The sequence below is a fragment of the Burkholderia sp. BCC0419 genome (assembly GCF_902830285.1).
In the GTDB taxonomy this organism is placed as follows: domain Bacteria; phylum Pseudomonadota; class Gammaproteobacteria; order Burkholderiales; family Burkholderiaceae; genus Burkholderia.
Genome location: NZ_CADESR010000007.1, coordinates 178,923 through 205,449, shown reverse-complemented (window position 1 = coordinate 205,449; position 26,527 = coordinate 178,923). Strand labels below are relative to the sequence as shown.

The 26,527-nt window shown below is 68.4% G+C and carries 24 protein-coding genes and 1 pseudogene; 8 read left to right on the top strand and 17 right to left on the bottom strand.

Going from position 1 to position 26,527, the window contains the following annotated elements; all coding sequences use genetic code 11:
- Positions 1 to 255: 255 nt before the first annotated feature.
- From HWW87_RS27825 to dapF, 5 genes are all read right to left on the bottom strand, one after another.
- A complete protein-coding gene (locus HWW87_RS27825; protein WP_175822999.1) occupies positions 256 to 1,437 on the bottom strand; it encodes a GTP-binding protein in 1,182 nt (393 codons plus the stop codon).
- 94 nt (positions 1,438 to 1,531) lie between these two features.
- Positions 1,532 to 2,746 (bottom strand): class I SAM-dependent rRNA methyltransferase, encoded by a 1,215-nt coding sequence (locus HWW87_RS27820; RefSeq protein ID WP_175822998.1) that lies wholly within the window; start codon positions 2,744 to 2,746, stop codon positions 1,532 to 1,534.
- A 76-nt stretch (positions 2,747 to 2,822) separates the two neighbouring features.
- The gene (gene xerC / locus HWW87_RS27815; protein ID WP_175822997.1) at positions 2,823 to 3,743 is read right to left on the bottom strand and encodes a tyrosine recombinase XerC; all 921 of its coding nucleotides are present in this window, start codon (positions 3,741 to 3,743) and stop codon (positions 2,823 to 2,825) included.
- 13 nt (positions 3,744 to 3,756) lie between these two features.
- On the bottom strand, positions 3,757 to 4,482 hold the full coding sequence (locus tag HWW87_RS27810; RefSeq protein ID WP_175822996.1) for a DUF484 family protein: 726 nt from the start codon (positions 4,480 to 4,482) through the stop codon (positions 3,757 to 3,759).
- Between the two features lie 37 nt (positions 4,483 to 4,519).
- Positions 4,520 to 5,389 (bottom strand): diaminopimelate epimerase, encoded by an 870-nt coding sequence (dapF, locus tag HWW87_RS27805; protein ID WP_175822995.1) that lies wholly within the window; start codon positions 5,387 to 5,389, stop codon positions 4,520 to 4,522.
- 411 nt (positions 5,390 to 5,800) lie between these two features.
- On the opposite strand from dapF, the pseudogene HWW87_RS27800 reads away from it, so the two are divergent.
- Together HWW87_RS27800 and HWW87_RS27795 are read left to right on the top strand one after the other, a co-directional pair.
- A pseudogene (locus tag HWW87_RS27800) lies at positions 5,801 to 6,078 on the top strand (type II toxin-antitoxin system RelE/ParE family toxin).
- A 13-nt stretch (positions 6,079 to 6,091) separates the two neighbouring features.
- Positions 6,092 to 6,394, top strand: a complete 303-nt coding sequence (locus HWW87_RS27795) for a HigA family addiction module antitoxin (protein WP_175822994.1) — start codon at positions 6,092 to 6,094, stop codon at positions 6,392 to 6,394.
- Between the two features lie 30 nt (positions 6,395 to 6,424).
- Here HWW87_RS27795 and lpxL read toward each other — a convergent pair whose 3' ends face one another.
- On the bottom strand, positions 6,425 to 7,309 hold the full coding sequence (lpxL, locus tag HWW87_RS27790) for a lauroyl acyltransferase LpxL (protein WP_175822993.1): 885 nt from the start codon (positions 7,307 to 7,309) through the stop codon (positions 6,425 to 6,427).
- 265 nt (positions 7,310 to 7,574) lie between these two features.
- Between lpxL and metK the strand changes: the two genes are divergently transcribed.
- Complete coding sequence (gene metK, locus HWW87_RS27785; protein ID WP_050017940.1) at positions 7,575 to 8,762, top strand: methionine adenosyltransferase; 1,188 nt, start codon at positions 7,575 to 7,577, stop codon at positions 8,760 to 8,762.
- A 111-nt stretch (positions 8,763 to 8,873) separates the two neighbouring features.
- Here the strand turns inward: metK and HWW87_RS27780 are convergent, their stop codons facing one another.
- On the bottom strand, positions 8,874 to 9,215 hold the full coding sequence (locus tag HWW87_RS27780; protein WP_175822992.1) for a hypothetical protein: 342 nt from the start codon (positions 9,213 to 9,215) through the stop codon (positions 8,874 to 8,876).
- A 352-nt stretch (positions 9,216 to 9,567) separates the two neighbouring features.
- Between HWW87_RS27780 and HWW87_RS27775 the strand changes: the two genes are divergently transcribed.
- Positions 9,568 to 10,341, top strand: a complete 774-nt coding sequence (locus HWW87_RS27775) for a phytanoyl-CoA dioxygenase family protein (protein ID WP_175822991.1) — start codon at positions 9,568 to 9,570, stop codon at positions 10,339 to 10,341.
- 148 nt (positions 10,342 to 10,489) lie between these two features.
- On the opposite strand, the gene HWW87_RS27770 is transcribed toward HWW87_RS27775, so the two are convergent.
- Positions 10,490 to 10,696, bottom strand: coding sequence for a DUF3185 family protein (locus tag HWW87_RS27770; protein WP_175822990.1), 207 nt, complete (start codon positions 10,694 to 10,696; stop codon positions 10,490 to 10,492).
- A 193-nt stretch (positions 10,697 to 10,889) separates the two neighbouring features.
- On the opposite strand from HWW87_RS27770, the gene mgrA reads away from it, so the two are divergent.
- Positions 10,890 to 11,933, top strand: a complete 1,044-nt coding sequence (mgrA, locus tag HWW87_RS27765; protein ID WP_175822989.1) for an L-glyceraldehyde 3-phosphate reductase — start codon at positions 10,890 to 10,892, stop codon at positions 11,931 to 11,933.
- Between the two features lie 104 nt (positions 11,934 to 12,037).
- Here the strand turns inward: mgrA and HWW87_RS27760 are convergent, their stop codons facing one another.
- Together HWW87_RS27760 and HWW87_RS27755 are read right to left on the bottom strand one after the other, a co-directional pair.
- Positions 12,038 to 12,223, bottom strand: coding sequence for a hypothetical protein (locus HWW87_RS27760; protein WP_006482800.1), 186 nt, complete (start codon positions 12,221 to 12,223; stop codon positions 12,038 to 12,040).
- A gap of 351 nt (positions 12,224 to 12,574) precedes the next feature.
- Complete coding sequence (locus HWW87_RS27755) at positions 12,575 to 13,471, bottom strand: DMT family transporter (protein ID WP_175822988.1); 897 nt, start codon at positions 13,469 to 13,471, stop codon at positions 12,575 to 12,577.
- Positions 13,472 to 14,304: 833 nt separating this feature from the next.
- Between HWW87_RS27755 and HWW87_RS27750 the strand changes: the two genes are divergently transcribed.
- Both HWW87_RS27750 and HWW87_RS27745 read left to right on the top strand, forming a co-directional pair.
- Positions 14,305 to 14,517, top strand: coding sequence for a hypothetical protein (locus HWW87_RS27750; RefSeq protein WP_174391046.1), 213 nt, complete (start codon positions 14,305 to 14,307; stop codon positions 14,515 to 14,517).
- A gap of 56 nt (positions 14,518 to 14,573) precedes the next feature.
- Positions 14,574 to 15,596 carry a serine/threonine protein kinase gene (locus HWW87_RS27745; RefSeq protein WP_174391047.1) on the top strand — a complete coding sequence of 341 codons (1,023 nt, stop codon included), beginning with the start codon at positions 14,574 to 14,576 and terminating at the stop codon, positions 15,594 to 15,596.
- Between the two features lie 81 nt (positions 15,597 to 15,677).
- Here the strand turns inward: HWW87_RS27745 and HWW87_RS27740 are convergent, their stop codons facing one another.
- Positions 15,678 to 17,120 (bottom strand): coniferyl aldehyde dehydrogenase, encoded by a 1,443-nt coding sequence (locus tag HWW87_RS27740; protein WP_175822987.1) that lies wholly within the window; start codon positions 17,118 to 17,120, stop codon positions 15,678 to 15,680.
- Between the two features lie 725 nt (positions 17,121 to 17,845).
- Between HWW87_RS27740 and HWW87_RS27735 the strand changes: the two genes are divergently transcribed.
- A complete protein-coding gene (locus tag HWW87_RS27735) occupies positions 17,846 to 19,486 on the top strand; it encodes a GMC family oxidoreductase N-terminal domain-containing protein (RefSeq protein WP_175822986.1) in 1,641 nt (546 codons plus the stop codon).
- A gap of 18 nt (positions 19,487 to 19,504) precedes the next feature.
- Here the strand turns inward: HWW87_RS27735 and HWW87_RS27730 are convergent, their stop codons facing one another.
- From HWW87_RS27730 to fliF, 6 genes are read right to left on the bottom strand one after another with little or no spacing between them, the layout of a single operon-like run.
- Positions 19,505 to 20,839 carry a flagellar hook-length control protein FliK gene (locus tag HWW87_RS27730; RefSeq protein ID WP_175822985.1) on the bottom strand — a complete coding sequence of 445 codons (1,335 nt, stop codon included), beginning with the start codon at positions 20,837 to 20,839 and terminating at the stop codon, positions 19,505 to 19,507.
- Between the two features lie 31 nt (positions 20,840 to 20,870).
- Positions 20,871 to 21,329 carry a flagellar export protein FliJ gene (fliJ, locus tag HWW87_RS27725; RefSeq protein ID WP_175822984.1) on the bottom strand — a complete coding sequence of 153 codons (459 nt, stop codon included), beginning with the start codon at positions 21,327 to 21,329 and terminating at the stop codon, positions 20,871 to 20,873.
- A 5-nt stretch (positions 21,330 to 21,334) separates the two neighbouring features.
- Positions 21,335 to 22,876, bottom strand: coding sequence for a flagellar protein export ATPase FliI (gene fliI / locus HWW87_RS27720; RefSeq protein ID WP_175822983.1), 1,542 nt, complete (start codon positions 22,874 to 22,876; stop codon positions 21,335 to 21,337).
- A complete protein-coding gene (gene fliH, locus HWW87_RS27715; RefSeq protein WP_175822982.1) occupies positions 22,870 to 23,553 on the bottom strand; it encodes a flagellar assembly protein FliH in 684 nt (227 codons plus the stop codon). The genes fliI and fliH overlap by 7 nt, the downstream gene beginning before the upstream one ends.
- Positions 23,546 to 24,541, bottom strand: coding sequence for a flagellar motor switch protein FliG (gene fliG / locus HWW87_RS27710; RefSeq protein WP_174391054.1), 996 nt, complete (start codon positions 24,539 to 24,541; stop codon positions 23,546 to 23,548). Before fliG ends, fliH begins: the two co-directional genes overlap by 8 nt.
- On the bottom strand, positions 24,531 to 26,294 hold the full coding sequence (gene fliF, locus HWW87_RS27705) for a flagellar basal-body MS-ring/collar protein FliF (RefSeq protein WP_175822981.1): 1,764 nt from the start codon (positions 26,292 to 26,294) through the stop codon (positions 24,531 to 24,533). Before fliF ends, fliG begins: the two co-directional genes overlap by 11 nt.
- Between the last annotated feature and the right edge of the window lie 233 nt (positions 26,295 to 26,527).

Below are 26,527 nucleotides of genomic sequence, written 5' to 3'. Positions count from 1 at the left end.
ATGCCCGGAAAACTGGTTCAGCAAGAACCGGGCCTGTTTGTTGCCGTACTCCAGCGGGCACGTATTGTAACTGAATCGCAAGCGGGCGCCGTATCGGGTCGATCCCCGTCGGTCGCGCCGATATCTAGAAAATATAACGCGCAAATCGCGAAAAAGCGATGACGGCGAAACCCTGCCCGTAAAAGGCGTCGCGCGGCCGCCGCAGCCGCCTGCGAAGGCGGCCGGGCAGCGGGGGGCGGCAGGCGCCCGCGCGGGTCAGGCGAGGCAGGCGTCGAGGCCGTCGGTGATCAGGTCCTGCGGCAGGTCGACGCCGATGAACACCATCTTGTTGGTCTTCTTCTCGACCGGCAGCCACTTCGCGGCGAGATCGCTGCCCATCATCTGGTGCACGCCCTGGAACACGACCTTGCGGTCAACGCCCTTCATGTACAGCACGCCCTTGTAGCGCAGCATCCGCTCGCCGTAGATCTGCAGGATGCCGCCGAGGAAGTCTTCCAGCTTGTTCGGGTCGAACGGGCGGTCGTTGCGGTACACGAACGACTTGATCTTGTCGTCGTGGTGCGCGTGGTGGTGATTGTGGTGGCCGTGGTCGTGATCGTGCGCGCATTGGCCGTGATCGTGGTCGCAACCGGCGTGATCGTGCGCATGGTCGTGATCGTGATCGTGGTGGTCGTGCGCGTGATCGTCCTCGGCGAGGAAATCGGGATCGATCTCGAGCTTCGCGTTCAGGTTGAAGCCACGCAGGTCGAAGATTTCCTTGATGTCCGCTTCGCCGAAATTCACGACCTTGATCGCGGCCTTCGGGTTCATGTGCATCAGGCGATGCTTGAGGCCGGCGACGGTCTGGTCGTCGACCAGGTCCGACTTCGTGATGAACAGGCGGTCGGCGAAGCCGACCTGGCGCTGCACCACCTCGTGTTCGTCGAGCTGCGCGTTCGCGTGCTTCGCGTCGACCAGCGTGATGACCGCGTCGAGCAGGAAATCGTCGGCGATTTCGCTGTCGATGAAGAAGGTCTGCGCGACGGGGCCCGGGTTCGCGAGGCCGGTCGTCTCGATCACGATGCGGTCGAAGTCGAGCTTGCCTTCGCGCTTCTTCGCGGCCAGATCGCCGAGCGCGCGGGCGAGGTCGCCGCGGATCGTGCAGCAGATGCAGCCGTTGCTCATCTGGATGATCTGCTCGTTCGAATCCTGCACGAGGATTTCGTTGTCGATGTTCTCTTCGCCGAACTCGTTCTCGATCACGGCGATCTTCATGCCGTGCTGTTCGTTCAGGATGCGCTTGAGCAGCGTCGTCTTGCCGCTGCCGAGGAAGCCGGTGAGGATGGTGACGGGAGTGGCCATGTCGGTCGCCTGTGGTTCGTGAATCGGGGTCAAAACCAGGATGTGCGTCGCGCCCTCGCGCTGCGAGCCGGGGCGCACAACCATCCATTGAAACATACCTGTCAAGCCCCCGCCCGTCGTCCGGACGACAGGCGAAAGCGCTGTGCCGCCAACGGGGGCGGGCACGGTTGTCCGCGCTAGATCGGGGCGATCAGACGATTTGCAACAGCAGGCCCTTCAGATATTCGCCTTCCGGGAACGCGGCGAGCAGCGGGTGATCGACGCCCGCGCCGAGCCGCTTCAGGATGCGCGCGTCGACCTTCGCGTCGGCGGCTGCGCCGGCGACGATCTTCTGGAACAGGTCCATGTCGATCGCGCCCGAGCACGAATACGTGAACAGCAGGCCGCCTGGACGCAGCAGCTTGAAGCCGCTCAGGTTGATGTCCTTGTACGCGCGTGCCGCGCGGTCGACGCTGTCGCGGGTCGGCGCGAACTTCGGCGGATCGAGCACGATCAGGTCGAAACGCTCGCCTTCGTCGACGAGGCGGCGCAGCGTCTTGAACGCATCGGCGTCGAGCCAGGTCGCGCGCGCCGGGTCGAAGCCGTTGGCCACGACGTTCTGCTGCGCGAGCGCGAGCGCGTCGCCCGACGAGTCGATCGACACGACGCGTTTCGCGCCACCCTTGAGCGCCGCGAGCGAGAAGCCGCCGGTGTAGCAGAAGCAGTTGAGCACGTCGCGGTCGGCCGCGTACTGCGCGACGAGCGCGCGGTTGTCGCGCTGGTCGACGTAGAAGCCCGTCTTGTGGCCGTTCGGCACGTCGACGTGATAGCGCACGCCGTTTTCGTTCGCGATCAGCGTCGCGGGCGGCGCGTCGCCGGCCAGCACGCCGGTCGTCTGTTCGAGCCCTTCCTTGTCGCGGATCGACACGTCCGAGCGCTCGTACACGTTCGGACAGCCGGTCGCGCCGGTGAGCGCCGTGACGATCGCGTCTTTCCATGCTTCGACGCCCGCGGCCATGAACTGGCACACGAGCTGGCCGCGCGGTGCGACGCCGGGCTCGGCGGTGTCCGCGATGTAGTAGTCGACGATCAGCCCCGGCAGCCCGTCGGCTTCGCCGAACACGAGCCGCACCGCACCCGTGCCCGACACCATCGTCGTGCGGTGCGCGACCGCGCGCTGCACGCGGCGCTTGAAGAACGCGTGATCGATCGGCTCGTTTTCGTCGAAGCTCCACACCCGCACGCGGATCTGCGACTGCGGGCTGTACGCGCCGCGCGCGAGGAAGCGGCCGTCGTGCGCGCGCACGAGCACGGTCGCGCCGGGCGCGGGCTTGCCGTCGACGCGGTCGATCGCATTGGCGTAGATCCACGGATGGCGGCGCAGCAGCGATTTTTCCTTGGACGGCTTGAGGGTGACGGTTTGCATGATGAGATCGAAAGGGGTCGCGCGCGACGCCGGCCGGTGCCGGTCGCCGCGCGCGACGGGTAACACGGGACGCGCGTCAGTCGCGCTTCTTCGCGCGCGGATGCGCGCTGTCGTAAATCTTCGCGAGATGCTGGAAGTCGAGCGACGTATAGACCTGCGTCGCGGCGACGCTCGCGTGGCCGAGCAGTTCCTGCACCGCGCGCAGGTCGCCGCTCGACTGCAGCACGTGCGTCGCGAACGAGTGGCGCAGCACGTGCGGGTGGACGTTGGCGGGGATGCCGGCGGCGAGCGCCGCGCGCTTCACGCGCTCGCGCACGACGCCCGGCGACATCCGGTTGCCGCGCACCGACACGAACAGCGGATGCGGATCGTGCTTGACGAATTCGCCGCGCACCGCGAGCCACGCGTTCAGCGCGTCGATCGCCTTGCGGCCGACCGGCACCTTGCGCTCCTTGTTGCCCTTGCCGCGCACGGTGACCTCGGCTTCGGCGAGATCGAGCCAGCCGGCCGAACGGTAGCCGTCGGCCTGCGTGTACCTGACGTCGAGCCCGACCAGTTCGGCGAGGCGCAGCCCCGACGAATAGAACAGCTCGAGGATCGCGTGGTCGCGGATGCCTTCGGTCGTGTCGGGCAGCGGCGTATCCATGAGTGCGACCGCGTCGTCGACCGACAGCGCTTTGGGCAGCGATTTCTCGCGTTTGGGCGCGCGTACCCCGGCGACGGGATTCGCGGGCATCTCGACGCGCTGCGCGAACCAGCGATAGAACGCACGCCATGCGGAAAGCCGGTGCGAGATCGAGCGCGCGGACAGCCCGGCCGCGTGCGCGCGCACGACCGCGCCGCGCATGTCGGCGGCGGTCAATGCTTCGAGCGGCCGGCCGGCCGCGAGCTTCTTCAGTTCGTCGAGTTCGTGCGTGTACGCGCGCAGCGTGTGTTCCGACAGCTGCCTGACGTGCTTCAGGTTCGACAGGTAGGCGGCGATCGGATCGTCGGTCATCGCGTGCGGCGGATCAGTGCGGCAGCAGGCGCGTGAGCGCCGCGCTCGCGAGCGTCGCGATCTGCGCGAGGAAGTCGGTGGCCATCCCGTCGTGGAAGCGGCGCGGATCGGGCGAACCGAGGACCAGCAGGCCGAACGCGGGCGCGTCGCTGCCGGCGAGCGGCGCGCGCAGTGCGAGCAGCGCGACCGACGCGGCCGAGCCGTCGTCGGCCGGCGCGGCTTCGGCGCCTTCCGCCGCGCTCGCGGCCGGGGCGGCGAGCGCGGGTGCGAGCCACTGGGCGGCCTCGAAGCCCGTGTTCGCGCCGCAGTACGGCGTCGACAGGCCGTTCGTGAACAGGCGCACTTCCTCGCCGACCTGGCGGGCGAAGTCGGCTTGCGCGTAGGTGTCGGCGACGTCCCACACGCGCAGCGCCGTTTGCGGCACGTCGAACACGTCGGCGATGCCGTCGGCGATCGTGCGCGGCAGCGCGTACGGATCGCGTTCCGCGATCACGCGCGCGGTCCAGCGGCTGAATTTCGCGGACAGGCTGTCGTTCTCGTGGCCGTAGCGCACGAGCTCGGCGAGCCGGCGTTCGAGATGCTTGTTCTTGTCGCGCAGCATCTCCATCTGCCGCTCCTGCAGCGAGATCGCGGCCTTGCCGTGCGGGTTCGCGAGACGGATCGTCGCGAGCAGTTCGGCGTGCTGCGCGAAGAATTCGGGATTGGCGAGCAGGTAGTCGGCGACTTCGCGATCGTTCATGTGGCTGGAGCGTTCAGTTATCAAGGACGTTGCAGGGTCAGGCGTTCAGGTCGATCTCGCCTTCGAACACGGTCGTGGCGGGGCCGGCCATCATCAGCGCGGCGGCTTCGTCGCGCGCGCCGTCCCAGTTGATCGTCAGCGTGCCGCCGTGGGTGTGCACGGTCACGGGCGAATCGAGCAGGCCGCGCCGGATGCCGGCCGCGACCGCCGCGCATGCGCCGGTGCCGCACGCGAGCGTCTCGCCCGCGCCGCGTTCGTACACGCGCAGCTTCACTTCGTGGCGCGACACGATCTGCATGAAGCCGGCGTTCACGCGCTGCGGGAAGCGCGCATGGCGCTCGATCAGCGGGCCTTCTTCCAGTACCGGATACGCTTCGGCGTCGTCGACGACCTGCACCGCGTGCGGGTTGCCCATCGACACCGTCGAGATCCAGCGCGTCTGGCCGCCGACGTCGAGCGGCCACAGCGTGTCGTTGCCGTCGGTCCGGCCGTCAAGGCCCGAAGCATCGAACGGCACTTGCGCCGGCGCGAACACGGGCGCGCCCATGTCGACGACGACTTCGCCATTGTCCTGCAGCGTCAGCGTGATCAGGCCCTTCATGACCTGCACGCGCACGCTGCGCTTGCCGGTCAGGCCGCGGTCGCTGACGAATTTCACGAAACAGCGCGCGCCGTTGCCGCAGTGCTCGACCTCGCCGCCGTCGCAATTGAAGATCCGGTACTTGAAATCCGCGCCGTCGACGGTCGGTTTCTCGACCAGCAGCAACTGGTCGGCGCCGATGCCGAAGTGGCGGTTGGCGAGGGCGCGCACCTGCGCTTCGGTGAGCGGCGGCAGCGCGCGCGAATAGCCGTCGAGCACGACGAAGTCGTTGCCCGCGCCGTGCATCTTGGTGAACGAGAGTTTCACTGGGTCCGGAATTCCATGGCGAACAAGGCGGTCGGCACGACACGGCCGGCCGGCGGCCATGCCGGGGCGGCCTCGTTCGTCGTGCTGATCTCAACCGCAAATAATACATGCAGCCGACAGGGGCGTCCTGCGCAGGCGGGGTTTCGGGTCGCCCCTTGCGGGCCGGGCGGGCGGCATATGTCGATGGGTCGACTGGTCAGGTGCGTGGCGAGCAGACAAATTGGCGTGGTGTAGCGCGTGCAACGGAGGCGGGACTGGCGATGCGTGCCCGAACACACGACGAAGGTATGAGGCGACCCGGACGAACGTTTTCGTACTGGTCAGATTGACGAGGAAATCAAGTGATTCGTATAGTTTGGCTATACACATCCGGGCCATGCTGTCGACGTCGCGCTCGAGTGTGGGAGGTCCATGATCAAGTCGTGGGTACACAAGGGACTGGAAGCGTTTTTCGTCACCGGGAGCAAGGCGGGCATTCGGCCCGATCATGCGCCCAAGCTGCGGCGCATGCTGGCGCGTCTCGATGTCGCGGCACGCCGCACGACATGAATGTGCCCGGCTGGCGTTTTCACGGCCTCGCCGGCGGGCTGGACGGATATTACGCAGTCGGCGTCAACGGCAACTGGCGGCTGACATTCCGATTCGAGGGCCGCGACGTCGTTCTGGTCGATTACCAGGACTACCACTAAGGTGATTCAAGCGATGACCCGCATCTTCAATCCGCCGCATCCGGGCGAAACGCTGCGCGACGACGTGCTGCCGGCGCTCGGTCTGACCGTCACCGAGGCCGCGTCGCAGCTCGGCGTGACACGTGCCGCGCTGTCGCGGATCCTGCACGGCCATGCCGGCATCTCGCCGGAAATGGCGTTGCGGCTCGAAGCGTGGCTCGGCGAGGAAAACGGGGGAAGGGCCGATCGGTGGCTCGCGCAGCAGTCGGCCCACGATCTCTGGCAGGCGCGCGCGAAGGGCGCGCCGAAGGTGACGAGAGTGCGGGTGCGCGCGTGACGGCGCACCCGCGAACGTCCCGCGGCAGGGTCAGTACAGGCTCGGCTCGCCGGGCGGGCGCGTCTTGAAGCGCTTGTGCACCCAGTAATACTGCTCGGGCATCAGCGGAATCTGTTCCTCGAGGAATTCGTTCATCCGCCGCGCGTCGAGATCGTCGTCGCCGGTCGGGTAGTGATCCCACGGCTTGAATACCTTCAGACGGTAGCCCTTGTAGTTCGGCAGCACCTCGCCGATGAACGGCACGACCTGCGCGCGGCCCGTCTTCGCGAGCCGGCCGACGGCCGTCAGCGTACAGGCCGGCACGCCGAAGAACGGGACGAACGTCGAGTTGCGCAGCCCGTAGTCCATGTCGGCGCCGAGCATCACCGGCTTGCGGTCGCGCAGCCAGCGCAGCACGACGCGCGCGCTGTCCGCGCGGCCGACCATCTCGGCATCGAAGCGCCCGCGCGCCTTCTTCGCCTCTTCCTCGAGCACGGCATTCGAGAACGGCTGGTACAGCGACCCGCAGCGGCGCTGCAGTGAGCGGTTCAGCCAGATCGAGCCGGCCTCGATGCCGACGAAATGCAGGCCCAGAAACAGCGTCGGGGGCAGGTTCGGATCGGTGAGATCGACCGCGCTGTCGACCTGGATCAGTTTCGCGAGCTTTTTCTCCGAGCCGAACCACTGCACGCTGCGCTCGACGTAGCTGCGGATCGCATGGCGGAAATGCTGGCCGGCCACTTCCTCGCGCCGCTCGTCGCTCCAGTCCGGGAAGCAGAGTTTCAGATTCGTATGTACGATGCGCTTTCGCCGGCTGGGGATCTGATACAGCAGCCAGCCGAGGCCATCGCCGAACCGTGCGGTCAGAGCGTACGGCAGCAGGGCGAGCAGCTTCAGCAAGCCGATGGCGAGGTGCGTGCCGAGGCGGCCTAGCATGCGGAATCTCCGTAGGGCCGGCTGGCCGGCACGTTGCGAACAGGATGGTAAGACGGCGGAAGATGCAGCACGGGCGGCGCTCTGTGACAATTCAGGAAAGCCGCTATAATACGGGCTTCGCCGAGTTAACTGACAACTTGCGGGGCGAAGCCGGCTGGCGCGACACACGCTGCCCGGTCCTGGTAATCCGCTAAAGCGTCGCCGCTTCAGGCCCAACGAAGCTGGCTACGTGAAACCAACCGTAACCACACAGGAGCCTGAAAAAGTGGCAAACGATTATCTCTTCACGTCCGAATCCGTCTCCGAAGGCCATCCGGACAAAGTCGCGGACCAAATCTCGGACGCGATTCTCGACGCCATCCTCGAGCAGGACAAATACTCCCGCGTTGCGGCCGAAACGCTGTGCAACACGGGGCTCGTCGTGCTCGCCGGTGAAATCACCACGACGGCCAACATCGATTACATCCAGATCGCGCGCGATACGATCAAGCGCATCGGCTACGACAACACCGACTACGGCATCGACTACAAGGGTTGCGCGGTGCTCGTCGCGTACGACAAGCAGTCGCCGGACATCGCGCAGGGCGTCGATCGTGCACACGACGACAACCTCGATCAAGGCGCGGGCGACCAGGGCCTGATGTTCGGCTATGCGTGCGACGAAACGCCGGAACTGATGCCGCTGCCGATCTACCTGTCGCACCGCCTCGTCGAGCGCCAGGCCAGCCTGCGCCGCGACGGTCGCCTGCAATGGCTGCGTCCGGACGCGAAGTCGCAGGTCACCGTCCGCTACGTCGACGGCAAGCCCGATTCGATCGACACCGTCGTGCTGTCGACGCAGCACGCACCGGACATCGAGCTGCCCGCGCTGCGCGAAGCCGTGATCGAGGAAATCATCAAGCCGACGCTGCCGGCCGACCTGATCAAGGGCGACATCAAGTTCCTCGTGAACCCGACCGGCCGGTTCGTGATCGGCGGCCCGCAGGGCGATTGCGGCCTGACCGGCCGCAAGATCATCGTCGACACGTACGGCGGTGCCGCACCGCACGGCGGCGGCGCGTTCTCGGGCAAGGATCCGTCGAAGGTCGACCGTTCGGCTGCGTATGCCGGCCGCTACGTCGCGAAGAACATCGTCGCGGCCGGCCTCGCGTCGCGCGCGCTGATCCAGGTGTCGTACGCGATCGGCGTGGCCGAGCCGACCTCGGTGATGGTCAACACGTTCGGCACGGGCCGCGTGTCGGATGCGGTGATCACGAAGCTCGTGCGCGAGCATTTCGACCTGCGTCCGAAGGGCATCATCAAGATGCTCGACCTGCTGCGCCCGATCTACGAGAAGACCGCGGCTTACGGCCATTTCGGCCGCGAAGAGCCGGAATTCTCGTGGGAAGCGACCGACAAGGCGCTCGTGCTGGCCGAAGCGGCCGGCGTGGAGCCGACGGCACGCGTCGCGTAAGCGTCGTTCGCCTGAAATGAAAAACCCCGGCCAAGCCGGGGTTTTTTTATGGATTTCGATCGCCGAAGCAAGGGCGGCGATCGGTGCGGGCAGTGCCCGCCGGGCACTCGCTCAGCGCGCGCCGAACCCGAACCAGCCGTTGCTCGCCGCGAGGCGGCGCGGGCGGTTGATACGGCGCTGCGGGCCGAGCGTGCGGCGCAGCGCGAGCGCGCGCAGCGACGACGGCTTCTGCAGCAGCGAGCGCAGCCCAGCGCGGCGTGCGAACGCCTGCGCGCTCATCATCGAGAAAAACGCGTGGAACCACGCACGGATGCCGTCCAGCCGGCTGTGCGTGGGCGTACGTTCGGCCAGCGCCTGCGTGCGTGCGCGGTGATGGCGCAGCGAGCGGGCAGGAGCGGACGGCACGACGCGCTTCGCAGCGCGGTTGAAACGGGAAGTCAGACGGAATGGCATGTGAACGATGCTTCGCTTGTATGGGTGGCGCCCTGGAGAGCGCACTGGTATGAACGGCCTCGGATGGCGCAACGGATCTTACCGAAACCCGCTGCGCGCCGCGCCCGCCAGAATTGACAGGCCGCGTCAGGCTACAGGGGATTCGTGACGGGCAAAAGTCGCGATAAACCCTTGTGCCGCAAGGCGTGTGCCGCATACCGCCTGTCGCTGAGGCAGGTGCCGCGCCGCACAGTTCCCTTGAGCTGGATCAAATCCGCGATTGGCATGCCCCTGCGCACGACAATGGTGCTGTTCGCGGTATCCGACGCCGATTTACAATCGTCACATTCACACAATAAACGTCTGGCATCCCATGTCGTCTCCATTGCAGTCGGAATCGATCCGCGCGCAAGTCGCGGAATTGCGCGAGCGCGGCTTCGTCGTCGCGCGCGGCCTCGTCGGCGAAGCGCAGTGCGCGGCGCTCAGGCAGATCGCGGAGCGCCAGTTGCGGGAGGCCGCCGAGCCGATCGAGTTCGAGGCCGACCTGCGCTACCCGGGCGCGCCCGAGTCGAAGCATGCGCCGGGCGGGCATACGGTGCGACGGCTGCTCGATGCGTACTCGCGCGATCCGGCGTTTGCCGAGCGCGCGATCGCGCCTGAAATCGGCGCGTGGATGCGCGAGTATTTCGGGGAGGAGCCCGTGCTGTCACGCGCGCATCACAACTGCATGATGACGAAGCACCCGGCGTACGGCAGCCTGACCGGCTGGCATCGCGATTTCCGCTACTGGGCGTTCGAGCGCTCGGACATGGTGTCGGTGTGGCTCGCGCTCGGGCCGGAAACCAACGAGAACGGCGCGCTGTGGCTCGTGCCGGGTTCGCATACGGCCGAATTCGGGCCGGAAGCGTTCGACGACGCGAAGTTCTTCCGCGGCGATCTGCCGGAGAATCGCAGGATGATCGACGCGGCCACGTGCCCGTCGCTGCAGACGGGCGACGTCGTGTTCTTCCACAGCAACACGCTGCATTCGGCCGGGCAGAACCGTTCCGACCAGGTGAAGTTCTCGCTCGTGTACACGTATCACGGCGCAAGCAACCGGCCGGTGCCCGGCACGCGCTCGGCGTCGAAGCCGGAAGTGCAGTTCTAGGCGCGGATCGGCGGCGCGGCGAGGCCGCGATGCTCAGACGATGCGGCGCATCGCGGGCGAATGAAGCAACGGGCGGCCTGGCCGCCCGTTTCATTTGATGCGGCCCGTGCGCTGACGCGGGTCGTGCGGGCGTAGCGATGCGTCGCGATCAGCGCTTGCTGCCCGGCATCGCGAGGCCGATCAGGCCGGCGAACGACGCGACGGCGCCGCCGACGATCAGCAGGATCGTCTTCGTCGCGGGCGAGCCGGTGAAGAGGCGCGACACGTTGTCGTTGATCGAATGGAACGACTGGCCGCCGAAATACAGCAGCACGATGCCGCCGACGAGCAGTGCAACCGAGATGACCCGGGACATACCAACCTCGCTGAAACGGTGATTCGAGACGCCGCAGTGTAGGCGACGGCCGCGGTCGCGTCCATCGCCGTGCCGCCGTGCGCGATCCGGCCGCTTTCGCTACCATAGTCGTCGTATGACTCCTTCGCCGCCGTCGCGCCATGTGCGCGGCAGGCGCGCGTCCCTTCCCCCGATGTCCTGACGGAACCGACTCATGGCCTACGAAGCAGCTTCCGAACGTTATGCCGGCATGCAATACCGCACCTGCGGCAAATCCGGGCTCAAACTGCCCGCCCTGTCGCTCGGCCTGTGGCACAACTTCGGCGACTCGACGCCGATCTCGACGCAGCGCGAGATCCTGCGCACCGCGTTCGACCTCGGCATCAACCACTTCGACCTCGCGAACAACTACGGGCCGCCGTACGGCAGCGCCGAAATCAACTTCGGCCGGCTGCTGAAGGAGGATTTCCGGCCGTATCGCGACGAGCTGCTGATCTCGACGAAGGCCGGCTGGGACATGTGGCCGGGGCCATACGGCAGCGGCGGCGGATCGCGCAAGTACGTGCTCGCGAGTCTCGACCAGAGCCTGCAGCGGATGGGACTCGACTACGTCGACATCTTCTATTCGCACCGCTTCGACGCGCACACGCCGCTCGAGGAAACGGCCGGCGCGCTGGCCGCGGCCGTGCAGCAGGGCAAGGCGCTCTACATCGGCATTTCGTCGTATTCGGCCGCGAAGACGCGCGAGATGGCCGAGCTGCTCGCGCAATACAAGGTGCCGCTGCTGATTCACCAGCCGTCGTACAACCTGCTGAACCGCTGGATCGAGAACGACCTGCTCGGCACGCTCGACGACGTCGGCGCGGGCAGCATCGCGTTCACGCCGCTCGCGCAGGGCTTGCTGACGTCGAAGTACCTGAATGGCGTGCCGGCCGACGCGCGCGTGAACAAGCCGGGCGGCGGCTCGCTGAAGCAGGATCACCTGAGCGCGGACAACCTCGAGCATGTGCGCAAGCTCAACGCGATCGCCGAGCGGCGCGGGCAGAGCCTGGCGCAGATGGCGCTGGCGTGGGTGCTGCGCAACGGCCGCGTGACGTCCGCGCTGATCGGCGCGAGCCGGGCGGAGCAGGTGCGCGAGAACGTCGGCGCATTGAAGAACCTCGAATTCTCGGCGGAGGAACTCGCGGAGATCGATCGTTACGCGACGGAAGGCGGCATCAATCTGTGGGAAAAGCCGTCCACCGATCAGGCGATCTGACCGGAAGTCGATACGGCATGCGAAACATCGCGTGCCGTATCGCGGCTCGCGGGCAGCGTCGCCTCGCTGCGGTGCAGCGACGCACGTCACGCGCGGGCGCGGCGCTAGATCAGCGCAGGCAGGCCTTCAACGAGCAACACCGCGACGCCGACGCCGAGAATGACGCCGAGTACGCGCAGCAGATTGTGACGGAATTGGGTAGCGCACGGCACCGCGCCGAGAAATAGCGCTCCGGCCAGCGCCATCGGAATCAGCAGGATGAAGTCGCCGATCGTGAAATAGGTCGTCATGCGTGTCTCCAGTGTCGGCCGAAGTGGGCGCTTCAGCGCTTGCCTGGGCTCCATCCTCGCGGGATGTCGGCCGAAGTCGGCACGCGTGCGCTCACCCCGGTCCCATGCCGGGTTTCTATTGTGGGTCCGGCCCGTTGCGTGCAGGCCGGTCCATTCGAGTATAGGCAACCGGCAGCGTTTTTCGCTATCCGAACCATTAAAAATCAGCGGAAAGCCCCGAGAATCACGCGTTTTTCGTGCAACCAAGACGAACGCCTTGCACGCATCTTTCCCGTTCCTTTCGATTTTCGCGGAATCGTCGTATGTGTCCGATGCGGGCCGCCGCACCCGCGGGCGCGGCGGCCCGCCCGCTCAGGCGCGGTCGGGTTGCGGGCGGCCGGCCGGCGCGCGGAATACGAGCGCGAGCCCGGCGATGATCGCGCCCATGCCGGCGAGCGCGAGCGGCTCGGGCCGGTTGCCGAGCCACACGGCATCCATCAGCGTGGTGACGACGGGCACGAGATAGAACAGGCTCGTCACGTTCACGAGATCGCCGCGCTGCATCAACCGGTAGAACAGCAGTTGCGCGATCACCGAAATCACGATGCCGAGCCACAGCAGCGGCACGACGAACGCCCAGCTCAGGTCGAACGACACCGGCCGGAACGGCACGATCGCGACGCACAGCGCGAGGCCGATCGCATTCTGCAGCGGCAGCACATCGGCGGGCGCCGCACGCACGCGCTTTTGCAGCAGCGAGCCGACGGTCAGCGCGACGAGCGCCGTGAGCGCGCATGCGATGCCGGCGGCCGACAGGCCGCCCCTACCGTCGCTCATGCCGCTCACGCCATGGCCGACGACGAGCGCGAGGCCGGTGAGCGACAGCGCGAGCCCCGCGATGCGCACCGGCTGCCAGCGACGCTCGACGAGCGCGAGCGTGAGGACCGGCTGCACGCCGAGGATCGTCGCGAGCACGCCGGGCGCGATGCCGCGCTCGAGCGCGAGCAGGTAGAAGATCGAATAGCCGCCCATCATCAGCAAGCCGGTCAGCGCGGCCATGCGCCGCTCGCCGCGCGGCGGCAGCCAGCGCTTGCGCATGAAGGCCAGCGCGAGCAGCACGAGCGACGCGAGCGCGAAACGGGCAGTGAGAAAGGCGAACGCGGAGGCGTGACGCAGACCGAGTTCAGCGAAGATCGCGCCGCTGCTCCACAGCAGCACGAAGAGCGACGTCGCGCCATGCGCGGCAAGCGCGCGTTTGAACGAAACCATGTGAATCCACCTGTCGAACGGATCGAAACGTTCCATCCGCGCGCGCGGCAACGTGCCGTGCGTCACGACGCACGCAGCTACAGCCAACGGGGCGAATGGAAGACGAAAACGGAAGCCGGCCGGTCAGCCGGCGCGTGCCGCCGGCGGGGGCGGCGCAGCGCAGACGAGCGGCGGTGCGACAGGAGGAGGAAGGACCGACGGATGCACGCACGCCTGCGGCCGCGAGTCGAACTGCGGCCGGGATTTGGCAAGGGCGGACGTGAGCGGATACATCGTGTCGGAATGCGGTTGAACGCGAATAAAAGCTTAAGGTACCGCAAGGCAGCCATCGAACGCAACCACTGTCGGCGGCTGCGCATCGCGGGCGATCGGTGGCGTCGAAGCGGGTCGACGCCGGGCGCATCGGCCGGTGCGTACGCAAGCATTCGACGAACGGTGAAAAGCGATCGGCATGCGACGCACGCGAGGTGGTGTCAGCCGCGGTCGCGGCGCGTGTTCCGACGATCCCGCACGGGCAAGGCGAAGCGGTACGCGCGTTGCGTCAATCACGTGCCAGTCACGTGCGCGCGGCGGCGCCGGGCGGATTCGGTGGGCAGTCACATTCGACAGGGTATGATGGGGGTAACCGGACGGGCAAGTACGTGCCCGGCGCAGTGGTTGATTGGAGACATTCGACGAATTCGCGGCACTTCGCCTGCTTCTTCTTCTTTTCGCGCTTCGATAAACCGTGAACAATGGGATCACGCGCAACGCTCCGCCGAGAGCAGTGCGGATCGTGCATTTGCCGGCTCGCCAGCGGGCCGGGTTTCAAGATTCAAGAGTGGGGAACCATCATGCATATCGGGTCGATTGTCTGCACTACCCATCTCGCGGTGCCGAAGGGCGCGCGCGGCATCGTCCAGCGCATCCTGGGCGACATGGCCATGGTGACCTGGTACGCGGGCGTGCCGGGTGAGTCGAAAGAACTCAACACCGAGCCGTTCTTTCTCGAGGACCTGATCGACACCGGCGAATCCGTCCTGCCGGCCGGCGCGGCGCTTCACTAAGCGCGCATCGCACCGGACGCTCGTCTTTCGGTCCGGCTGGCGGCACAATGCGGGGCATGACAGACGCCACTTCCGCTCCCGCTTCTCCCGCCAGCCCGCCGTTCGCCGGCCTCACGCCCGAGTGCGTGCTCGACGCGCTCGACAGCGTGCTGATGCCGGCCGGCCTGCGCACCGACGGGCGCCTGCTCGCCCTCAACAGCTACGAAAATCGCGTCTACCAGGTCGGTATCGAAGACGGTCCGCCGGTCGTCGCGAAGTTCTATCGCCCGGCGCGCTGGTCGGACGACGCGATTCTCGAAGAACATGCGTTCGTCGCCGAACTCGCCGCGCGCGAGATTCCGGTGGTGCCGGCGCGCTCCTTCGACGGCCGCACGCTGCACGCGTTCGACGGTTTCCGCTTCTCGATCTTCGAGCGGCGCGGCGGCCGCGCACCCGATCTCGACCGCAGCGACACGCTCGAATGGCTCGGCCGCTTCATCGGCCGCATTCATGCGGTCGGCGCGACGCAGCCGTATGTCGCGCGTCCCGTGCTCGACATCAATACGTTCGGCTACGAGCCGCGCGATTATCTGCTCGCGCACGATTTCATTCCGGATGACGTAAGACCGGCGTACGCGACCGCGGTCGCGCTCGCGCTCGAAGGCGTCGAGGCCGCGTTCGAGCGCGCCGGCGAGCTTCGCCTGCTGCGCACGCACGGCGACTGTCATCCGAGCAACGTGCTGTGGACCGATGCCGGCCCGCATTTCGTCGACTTCGACGACAGCCGGATGGCGCCGGCCGTGCAGGATCTGTGGCTGCTGCTGCCCGGCGATCGCGAAGGCGCGTCGCGCGCGCTGGCGGACCTGCTCGCGGGCTACGAGGATTTCTGCGAATTCGAGCCGCGCGAACTGCATCTGGTCGAAGCGCTGCGTACGCTAAGGTTGATCCACTACGCGGCGTGGCTCGCACGGCGCTGGGACGACCCCGCGTTTCCGGCCGCCTTCCCGTGGTTCAACACGCATCGTTACTGGGAAGCGCGCGTGCTCGAATTGCGCGAGCAGATCGGCGCGATGCAGGAAGGGCCGCTCTGGCCGGTGTGACGGCTGCGTGCGCGGCATGGATGCCGCGCGGCAGGCTTGCTATTGCCGGGGCCGCGGCGCAACGCGTGCGGCCCGGCCGGCTCAGAACTTCAGCATCAGCTTGATCAGCGCGGCGAAGCGCTTGCCGTACGGCGGTGCGAGCAGGTTGCGTGCGTTCAGCCGTGCCTGCGTGAGCACCGGCTTCATCTTCGAGAACGTCACGAAGCCGTCGTAGCCGTGATACGCGCCCATGCCGCTCGCACCGACGCCACCGAACGGCAAACTGCCGCACGCGATGTGCATCAGCGTTTCGTTGATCGATACGCCGCCCGAGACCGTTTCGCGCATCACGCGGTCGATCGTGCCGCCATCCTCGTCGAACAGGTACAGCGCGAGCGGACGCGGGCGCGCATTGACGTACGCGATCGCTTCGTCCAGCCGTTCGTACGGCACGAGCGGCAGCAGCGGCCCGAAGATTTCCTCCTGCATCAGTGGCGACGCGGCCGGCACCTGCGTGACCGCGCACGGCACGAAGCGGCGCGACGCGGGATCGGACTGCGCGTCGGACAGCGGATGCAGCTGCGCACCGGCCGCCTGCGCGTCGCTCGCGAGTTGCTGCAGGCGCGCGTAGTGACGCGGCGACACGATCGTCGTGTAGTCGCCGTTGGCCGACAGGTCCGGATACAGCTTCGCGAAGCGGGTCCGCGCGCGTTCGATGAACGCGCCTTCCATCCCGCGCGGCAGCAGCACGTAGTCGGGCGCGATGCAGGTCTGGCCGGCGTTCAGCGTCTTGCCGGCGACGATCGCATCGACGGCCGCGTCGAAGCGCGCATTCGGGCCGACGATCGCCGGCGATTTGCCGCCGAGCTCGAGCGTGACGGGCGTGAGGTGGTCGGCGGCCGCGCGCATCACGTGACGGCCGACCTGCGTCGAGCCGGTGAACAGCAGATGGTCGAACGGCAGCGCGCTGAACGCGGCGCCGACCTCCGCGTCGCCGTTCACGACCGCGACGTGGTCGCGCGTGAAGGTCTTGCCGATGAGCTGCTCGAACAGCGCCGACGTGCGCGGCGTCAGTTCGGACATCTTGATGATCGCGCGGTTGCCGGCGGCGAGCGCGCAGATCAGCGGGCCCGCCGCGAGCAGCACCGGGTAGTTCCACGGCACGACGATGCCGACCACGCCGAGCGGTTGCGGGATCACCTTCGCGCGCGCCGGGCGCAGCCACTTGTTCATCGGCTTGCGGATCGGCTTCATCCAGCGCTTGCCGTGCTTCAGCGCGTCGTCGATCTCTTCCTTCGCCATCCAGATTTCCGACAGCAGCACTTCCTGCTTCGCGCGATGGCCGAAATCGGCGCTGATCGCGTCGGCGAGCGCATCCGCGTGGTCGATCAGCATCGTGCGCAGCGCGCGCAGGTGCTGCGCCCGCGTGTCCCATGCCGGGTACGGTGCGCGCAGGTACGCCGCGCGCTGGTCGTGCAACAGCGACGTCAGCGCATCGACCGACGGCAGTGCTTGCGGGGCCAGTTCGGGCAGGTCGTTCTTCATGTCGTCTCCTCCAGTTGGGCCTGGCTGATCGGCCGGCCGTCACGCCGCACGCGCACGCTCGGCGAGCGCGGCGACGCGGATCGGGTGATGCGTGTCGCGCGGCGCGGAGCCGGACGCGACGGGTGCTCGAAAACCGGTTGCGGCACGCGGCAGGCGTCGTATCCGCGCGACGGTGTCCGCGTCCGAAAGTCGTGCAGCACGGCAGGCGCGCACGACTCGATACGGTGACGAGCGGGCACGCGATGCCGTCTTGCGATCGCCTGCCGGTGCACCGCAGCAGGACAGCGCGACGGGTACGCGACGGCGGCTCGCCGCGCATCGTGCGGCGGCGGCGACACACCGTCCAAACGGTCGGCGACGACACGTGCCGTTCGATTTCGACCGACCGCGCGCATGATGCCGTGCATCGTCGCGCAGGCCGCCGTTTGAAATGAAATGCGGGCCGCGCGCGTGAACGCCGGATCACCCGGTCGGCACGCGGCCTGCAGAATCCGGCGCCGCATCGTCGTTCCTCCCGTTTCGCGACGAATCGGCTTCTCGTGGCCGGTGCATCGCGCGAAGCGCATCGGTACATCTTAAATTTAGTTCACGCGGGCGTTTAGAGGAATCGCTCTTGAATCCGCGCGCCGCGCACGCGACGGCCATTCCTACAATGCCCGAACACAAGAGGGGACGCGGTCGCGCGGCGGTGCCGGGCGCCATCCATGACACGACGGAGACGTGACATGCAATACGACTACATCATCGTCGGCGGCGGTTCGGGCGGCTCGAGCCTGGCCGGCCGTCTCGCCGATGCCTGCCCGGATGCGACGATCGCGCTGATCGAGGCCGGCTCGCATACGGAGCGCAACCTGCTCGTCAACATGCCGGTCGGCATCGCGGCGCTGGTGCCGTTCAAGCTCGGCACGAACTACGGCTACGAGACGGTGCCGCAGCCGGGCCTCGGCGGGCGGCGCGGTTACCAGCCGCGCGGGCGCGGGATGGGCGGCTCGAGCGCGATCAACGCGATGATCTACACGCGCGGCCACCCGGGCGACTACGACGAGTGGGCGCAGCTCGGCGCGACGGGCTGGGGCTGGCAGGACGTGCTGCCGTATTTCCGCCGCGCGGAAGGCAACGAGCGCGGCGCCGACGCGTGGCACGGCGCGGACGGCCCGCTGTCGGTGTCGGACCTGCGCTTTCGCAATCCGTTCTCCGAACGATTCATCCAGGCCGCGCATGCGGCCGGCTATCCGCTGAACGACGACTTCAACGGCGCGACGCAGGAAGGCGTCGGCTTCTATCAGGTCACGCACCGCGACGGCTCGCGCTGCAGCGTGGCGCGCGCGTATATCTACGGCCGCAACCGGCCGAACCTGCACGTGATCACCGATGCGACGGTGCTGCGCGTCGGCTTCGACGGCAAGCGCGCGGTCGGCGTCGTCGCGTCGCGCAATGGGCGGGTCGAGACGCTCGGCGCGCGCGCGGAAGTGATCCTGTCGGCCGGCGCGTTCAATTCGCCGCAACTGCTGATGTGTTCGGGGATCGGCCCGGCGGAGCAGTTGCGCCGGCACGGGATCGCGGTCGTGCAGGATGCGCCGGACGTCGGCACGAACCTGATCGACCACATCGACTTCATCATCAACACGCGCGTGAATTCGTCGGAGCTGGTCGGCGTGTGCCTGCGCGGCATCGCGAAGATGACGCCGGCGCTCGCGCGCTATTTATCGAGCCGCACGGGGATGATGACGAGCAACGTCGCGGAGGCCGGCGGCTTCATCAAGAGCGATCCGTCGCTCGAGCGGCCCGACCTGCAACTGCATTTCTGCACGGCGCTCGTCGACGATCACAACCGCAAGATGCACTGGGGGTTCGGCTATTCGCTGCACGTGTGCGCGCTGCGGCCGTTCAGCCGCGGCACGGTCGCGCTCGCGAGCGGCGATGCGCGCGACGCGCCGCTGATCGATCCGCGCTTCTTCAGCGATTCACGCGACCTCGACCTGCTGGTGCGCGGCACGCAGGCGATGCGCCGCATCCTGTCGCAGGCGCCGCTCGCGTCGCAGGGCGGGCGCGAGCTGTACACGCGGCCGGACCAGAGCGAAGCGGAGCTGCGCGCGACGATCGTCGAGCATGCGGACACGATCTATCACCCGGTCGGCACCTGCCGGATGGGCGCCGATGCGCGCGCGGTCGTCGATCCGCAACTGCGCGTGCGTGGCGTCGACGGGTTGCGGGTGGTGGATGCGTCGGTGATGCCGACGCTGATCGGCGGGAACACGAATGCGCCGTCGGTGATGATCGGCGAACGCGCGGCGGACTTCATCGTCGCGGCGCGCCGGGGCGGCGTGCCGCGCGGCGAGGCGGCTGCCGCGGTGCACGGCCGCTAGGCACGGCAGCGGCCATGCTCAGGCAAACGTATCGACGAGGCCGGCGCGGCTCGCGCGCGCGGCGACCGGTGCGGATTGCGCGGCGTCGGCGGGTGCATCGACGGCTGACGGTCCGCCGTTCCCACGTCGCGACGACTGGCCGCCGGCGAAGGTCTGCTGCGGGTTTTGCTGCTGTTGCTGCGAAGCGAGGCCGCCGTCGCTGACGGTCGCGCTGCCGAGCCCGAGCCCGCCCGCTTCCATCGCCTCGCGCAGCTTCGGCAGCGCGGCTTCGACCGCGTCGCGCACCTGCGCGTGCTGCGACACGAAGAGTGCGTGCGCGTGATTGTCCGCGACGCGCAGCACGACCTGCAGCGGGCCGAGATCGGGCGGGTTGAGCGTCAGCTCGGCGCTCTGCTGGTGCGCATTCGACAGGAACACGACCTTCTGACTCAGGGCATCCGTCCAGTCGGCCGTGCCGACGTGCGGTGCGAGCACGTGTGCGTTGGCGGCGGCGATCGCCCCGGCGGCCGGTGACAGTTGCAGGTTCGCCTGCGCGGCGGCGGCAGCCGTGGCGCCGGCCGCGAGCGTCGCGCTGGCGGCCGGGTCCGTCGCGTTGCTGGCCGCCGTGAGCGCGTGCTGGGCGCCGGACTGCGCGTTCGCGTCGGCCTGTAGCGTCTGCGCCGTGATCTGTGTTGGCGTCTGCTGGGTGGCGAGCGCGCCTTTCGCGTCGGCGAGCGTGCGGTCGAACGTCGGCACTTTCGGCGTCAGCGGCGCGGCGGCGTTCGACGCGGTCGCGGCCGGCGCCGTCGGCGTGGCGGCGGCCGTGCCGGTCGCAGGCATCGCGATCGCGCCCGCGCCGCCCGTCAGCTTGGCGAGCGCCGCTTGCAGCGCGTCGCGGCTCGATGCCGGGTCGGTCGGCTGGGCGGCCGCGTCCCGGGGGGCATGGTTGGCGAGCGTCGCCGTGGCGTCCGGCTGGCCGGACACGGCCGTCTTTTGCGTCGTGGCAGCAGCGGCAGCGTCGGCCGGCGTCGCATGGTCCGCGCGCGCCTGCAGTTGCGCCTGCACGGCCGCGGCGGCCGCGAGCGCCGCGGCGTCGGGGTTGCCGGCGGCGTTTGCGGTCGTGTCGTCGGTCGCTTTGTCTTTGTCGTCCGTGCCGGCCGGCTTCGACGCAGCCTGTCTGGTCGACACGTCCGGCGTACCGGCGTTGGCCGTATCGCCACGCGTGGCGACGCTTTGCTTCAGCGTCTGCGCGAACGGCACGGCGCTCGTGGCGGCCGACGCATCGTTGGCGGCGGACGCACCCGAGCCGCGGGCGGCCTTGAGTGCGGCGCCGGCGGTGTCGAGCAGCGCGCCGAGCAGGGGCAGGGGAGGCATGACGGTTCTCTCGTTCGAATGCGGTGGTCGGTTACGACGAACGGGCCGCGTCGGCCCGCATGCGCAGGATCTTCGCGGCGTGTTCGTCGGCGTCGCGCTGTTCGCGCCGGGCCTCGCGCGTCGCTTCCTGCGCGACGCCGCGCGCCTGCAGGATTTCATACGAGCCGACGGTACGTTTCTTCTGCTGCCAGTTCGGGCGCGCCTCGTCGATGCGGACTTCGGCCGCGGCGAGCACGGTGCGCTGCTGTGCGATCGCGGCATCGAGTGTGTCGATGAACGCCTGGAAATTGCGCCAGTTGCCGGCCGGCATCCCGCTCTGCGCGGATTGCGCGAAGCGCGCGTGATATTCGTCGCGATAGCGCAGCAGCGCGTCGAGCTGTTCGGCCGCCGCGGTGCGGTCGCGCTGCGCGGTGCCGAGCTGCTTCGCGGCCGAATCGAGGTCTTCCTGCGCGCGGTCGAGCAGCAGCTGAAGGGGAAAGCCGTGGGCCATCGGGATCAGCCTCCGTAAGCGTCGAACAGCGCATCGAGCGCAGTGAGGCTCGATGCGAACGGCGCGCATTCGCGAAAGCCCTGCTGCAGGAACGCCTCGATGCGCGGGTAGAGCGCGATCGCGCGGTCGAGCTGCGCGTCGCGGCCGGGTGCGTAGGCGCCGACCGCGATCAGGTCGCGATTGCGCTGGTAGCGCGACAGCATCTGCTTGAACTGCCGCACGTGGTCGAGATGCGTTTCGTCGATCAGCGCGGTCATCGCGCGGCTGATCGACGCCTCGATGTCGATCGCCGGATAGTGGCCGGCCTCGGCGAGCGCACGCGACAGCACGATGTGGCCGTCGAGGATCGCGCGCGCCGAATCGGCGATCGGGTCCTGCTGGTCGTCGCCTTCGGTCAGCACCGTGTAGAACGCGGTGATCGAGCCGCCGCCTTCGGGCCCATTGCCGGTGCGCTCGACGAGCGCGGGCAGCTTCGCGAACACCGACGGCGGATAGCCCTTGGTCGCGGGCGGCTCGCCGATCGCCAGCGCGATCTCGCGCTGCGCCATCGCATAGCGCGTCAGCGAATCCATCAGCAGCAGCACGTGCTTGCCCTGGTCGCGGAAATACTCGGCGAGCGACGTCGCGTACGCGGCGCCCTGCATCCGCAAGAGCGGCGACACGTCGGCCGGCGCCGCGACGACGACCGAACGCGCGAGCCCGTCCTCGCCGAGGATCTGTTCGATGAATTCCTTCACTTCGCGGCCGCGTTCGCCGATCAGGCCGATCACGATCACTTCCGCGCTCGTATAGCGCGCCATCGTGCCGAGCAGCACCGACTTGCCGACGCCGGAGCCGGCGAACAGGCCCATCCGCTGGCCGCGGCCGACGGTGAGTAGCGCGTTGATCGCGCGCACGCCGACGTCGAGCACGTGATGGATCGGTTCGCGATCGAGCGGGTTGATCGACGGCGCCGACAGCGGTGCGTCGACCTTCGACGCGAGCGGGCCGAGGCCGTCGAGCGGGCGGCCGGACGCATCGACGACGCGCCCGAGCATCTCCCAGCCGACCGGCAGCCGCTTCGCGCCCGCGAGCGGATCGGTGACGGGTGCGCTTTCGCGCGGCCACACGCGTGCGCCGGGCAGCACGCCGGCGACGTCGGTGGTCGGCATCAGGAACAGGCGGTCGCCGGCGAAGCCGACGACTTCGGCTTCCGCGTGCGACAGCGTGCTGCCGGGCGGCAGTTCGATCGTGCATTCGGCGCCGACCGACAGGCGCAGCCCGATCGCCTCGAGCACGAGGCCGGCCGCGCGCGTGAGGCGCCCGCACGGCCGCAGCGGCAGCGCGCGGTGGCTGCGCGCGGCGAGCCCGTTCAGGTGCGTGCGCCAGTGCGCGAGATGCGGATTGTGCGGCGCGCGCGGGGCGGCGCCGGCCGAGGCCGCTGCATGCGGCGTGGCGTCGTGGGCAGGATCGTGCGGGGCCGCCGGCCCGAACGACGCGAGCGCGAGTTCGCGTTCGAGCGGCGTCATGCCGTCGTGCGCGAGCGCGTCGGGCGAGCGCGTCACCACGTGCTCACCTTGCCGATCGCGGCGGCGACGCGCTGCCAGCGCGTGGGCAGCGTCGCGTCGACCTCGCCGGTCGCGGCGTGCGCGCGGCAACCGCCGCGCTCGATCGATGCGTCGGTGCGCACGGTCCAGCCGAGCGTGTCGAGGTCATCCTGCAGATACGCTTCGACGACGGGCAGGTCGGCCGGATTCACCGCGAGATGCGGCGCGCCGGACAGCGCGGGTTCGGCCGCGAGCACGTCGCGCACGGCGGCGACCAGCGCGGCCGGGTCGTGCTTCACGTGCTGGCGCACGACCTGCTGCGCGATGTCGAGCGCGAGCTGCGCGAGGTCGGACGCGAGATCGTGTTCGGCGGCCGAGACGGCTTCGCGGAACGACGCGGCGAGCGCCGCGAGCTGCGCGGCCTGTTCGCGGGCGTCGGCCTGGCCGGCCTCGAAACCCTGTTCACGGCCCTGCTCGAAACCGGCCTGGTAGCCGAGCGCCTGGCCTTCGACGTGGCCGGCCGCATGGCCTTCGGCGTGCGCGGCGTCGCGCACGCGCTGCAGTTCCTCGGCGAGCGCGGCGGCAGCGGCCGCCGCGTCGTCGGGCGGCGGCGGGGGCGGCGGCGGGTCGAACGACGCCATCTCCCACCGCTGGTACGCGGTGAGGGTGCCCACGCGATCGCTCGCCGAATCAGACATACGCGTCTTCCGCCTTGCCGCCGATCGCGATCTGGCCGCTCTCGGCCAGGTTGCGCACGATCTGCAGGATGCGGCGCTGCTGCGTCTCGACGTCGGACACGCGCACCGGGCCGCGCGCGTCGAGATCCTCGGCGAGCAGTTCGGCCGCGCGCTGCGACATGTTCGCGAGGAACTTCTGGCGCAGCGCGGGCGGCGCGCCCTTCAGCGCGACGATCAGCGTTTCCGACTCGACTTCCTTCAACACCATCTGGATCGCGCGGTCCTCGAGGTCGAGCAGGTTCTCGAACACGAACATCTGGTCGATGATCTTCTGCGCGAGATCGGCGTCGTACTGGCGCACGCTTTCGAGCACGCCTTCCTCGTGCACGCTCGTCATGAAGTTCAGGATCTCGGCCGCGGTGCGGATGCCGCCCATCGGGCTGCGTTTCAGGTTGTCGCTGCCGGACAGCAGGCCCGTCAGCACGTCGTCGAGCTCGCGCAGCGCGGCCGGCTGGATGCCGTCGAGCGTCGCGATCCGCAGCAGCACGTCGTTACGCAGCCGTTCGGTGAAGCACGACGCGATTTCGGACGCCTGGTCGCGGTCGAGGTGCACGAGGATCGTCGCGATGATCTGCGGATGCTCGTTCTTGATCAGTTCGGCGACCGCGCCCGAATCCATCCATTTCAGGCCCTCGATGCCGCTCGTGTCGCTGCCTTGCAGGATGCGGTCGATCAGCACGCCGGCCTTGTCCTCGCCGAGCGCCTTCGTCAGCACCGAGCGGATGTACTCGCTCGAATCGAGCGACAGCGCGGTGTGCTGCTCGGCTTCCTTCACGAACTCCTGCAGCACGTCCTCGACCTGCTCGCGCGTGACGTTCTTCAGCGCGGCCATCGCGGCACCGATCTTCTGGACCTCGCGCGGCGCGAGGAACTTGAATACCTGCGCGGCCTCTTCCTCGCCGATCGACATCAGCAGCAGCGCGCTCTTGGTCAAGCCTTCAGCGTTCATCGGACACCCAGTTCTTCACGACGGTGGCGACGATCTTCGGATCCTGGCGGGCGATCGTGCGCGCGTAGTCGAGGTTGCGTTCGTAGCGGTGCTTCTCGTTTTCGAAGCCGAGCAGCAGCGGATCGGCTTCCTCCGCCGCCTTGTCCGGCGCGGGCAGGCCGTCGAGCGCGACCACATCGTCCGGCGCCGCGAGCGCCGGCGCGGCCGGCTCGGGCGGCGGGAACGCGCGGCGCATCGCCGGGCGCACGAACATGAAGTAGAGCGCCGCCGCGGCTGCCGCGATGCCGAGCCACTTCGCGGCTTCCTTCGCCATCGCGATCATGTCGGGCTGGCGCCACCACGGCAGGTCGGCGTACGGGTCGCTCACGGTCGAGAACGCGCTGTTCACGACGTTCACCGAGTCGCCGCGCTTCGCGTCGTAGCCCATCGCGTCCTTCACGAGCTGTTCGACCTGCGCGAGCTTCGCGGGCGGCAGCGGCTGCATCGTCACGTGGCCCTTCGCGTCGGCGACCGGCTGGTAGTTGACGACGACCGCGACCGACAGCCGCTTCACGCTGCCCATCGGCTGTTCGGTATGGCGGATCGTCTTGTCGAGCTCGTAGTTGGTCGTCTGGTCCTTGCGGTCGCTGACCGGGGTGGTCTGCGGCGCGTTCTGGCCGTTGCCGGCGACGATCGGCGCGGAAGCCGGCTGCGGCGGCGTGTTCGACAGCGCGCCCGGCACGCCCGACGCGCCGCCCTGCGCGAGTTCGGTCGCGCTGCTGGTCTGCTGGCTGCGGATCGCGGATTGCTGCGGATTGCCGTTCGGGCCGTAGCTTTCCGACGTCTGCTCGATCTTCGAGAAATCGAGATCCGCGCTGACCTGCGAGCGCGCGTTGCCGGCGCCGAAGATCGGCGCGAGGATCGCGTCGATGCGCTTCTGCGTGTTGTGCTCGACCTGCTGCACGTACTTGAGCTGGCTCGCGTCGAGGCCGGACGCGGACGCGGTCTGGGTCAGCAGGTTGCCGTCCTGGTCGACGATCGTCACGTTCTTGGCCGGCATGTCGGGCACGCCGGACGACACCATCCGCGTGATCGCCTGCACCTGGCCCTCGTCGAGCACGCGGCCCGGGTAGAGGTCGACGAACACCGACGCGCTCGGCGCTTCCTTGTCGCGCACGAACACCGACGGCTTCGGGATCGCGAGATGCACGCGCGCGCCGCGGACGGCATTGATCGATTCGATGGTGCGCTGCAACTCGCCTTCGAGCGCGCGCTGGTAGTTGATCTGCTCGGCGAACTGGCTGATGCCGAATTTCTGGTTGTCCATCAGCTCGAAGCCGACCGAGCCGCCCTTCGGCAGCCCCAGCGCGGCGAGCTTCAGGCGCGTTTCGTGCACCTGGTTCGACGGCACGAGGATCGCGCCGCCGGCATCGGCGAACTTGTAGGGAACGTTTGCCTGCTGGAGCGCGGCGATGATCGCGCCGCCGTCGCGGTCCGACAGGTTGCTGTACAGCACGCGGTAATCGGGCGCCCGGCTCCACAGCACGAGCGCGGTGATCGCTGCGATCGCGAACGCGACGGCGATCACGAACGGCAGCTTCGGGTTGCCCTTCATCCGCGAGATGCCGGGAATGCGTTCCGCGAAGCCGCCTAGCCCGAAGTCCGCGCCTGCGCCGCCCGCGCCCGGCAACGCGGCGGCCGCGGCGGCGCCGGGCGCCGGGCTGAGGCCCGCGCGGGCGTCTGGGTTGATCAGCGAGTTGGCCTGCGAATCCATGCGTCGAGTTTCTCCGGAGCGGGACGACTGAGCTCGCTCGGACGAGCGGGCGGACAATGACACGATGTGATTATCGTGACCCGCGGCGTACTCCGATCGACCGAAAAGAGCGGGGTTTCCCCCGTACTTTCTCGGCTTTGACGCGCGCCGCGCTGCTATCCTTTTTCGCGATCCGGCATGGTGCGCGTGGTGCGGCGCCGGCGGATCACCCGGTGCGTCCGGGTCTCTTCTCT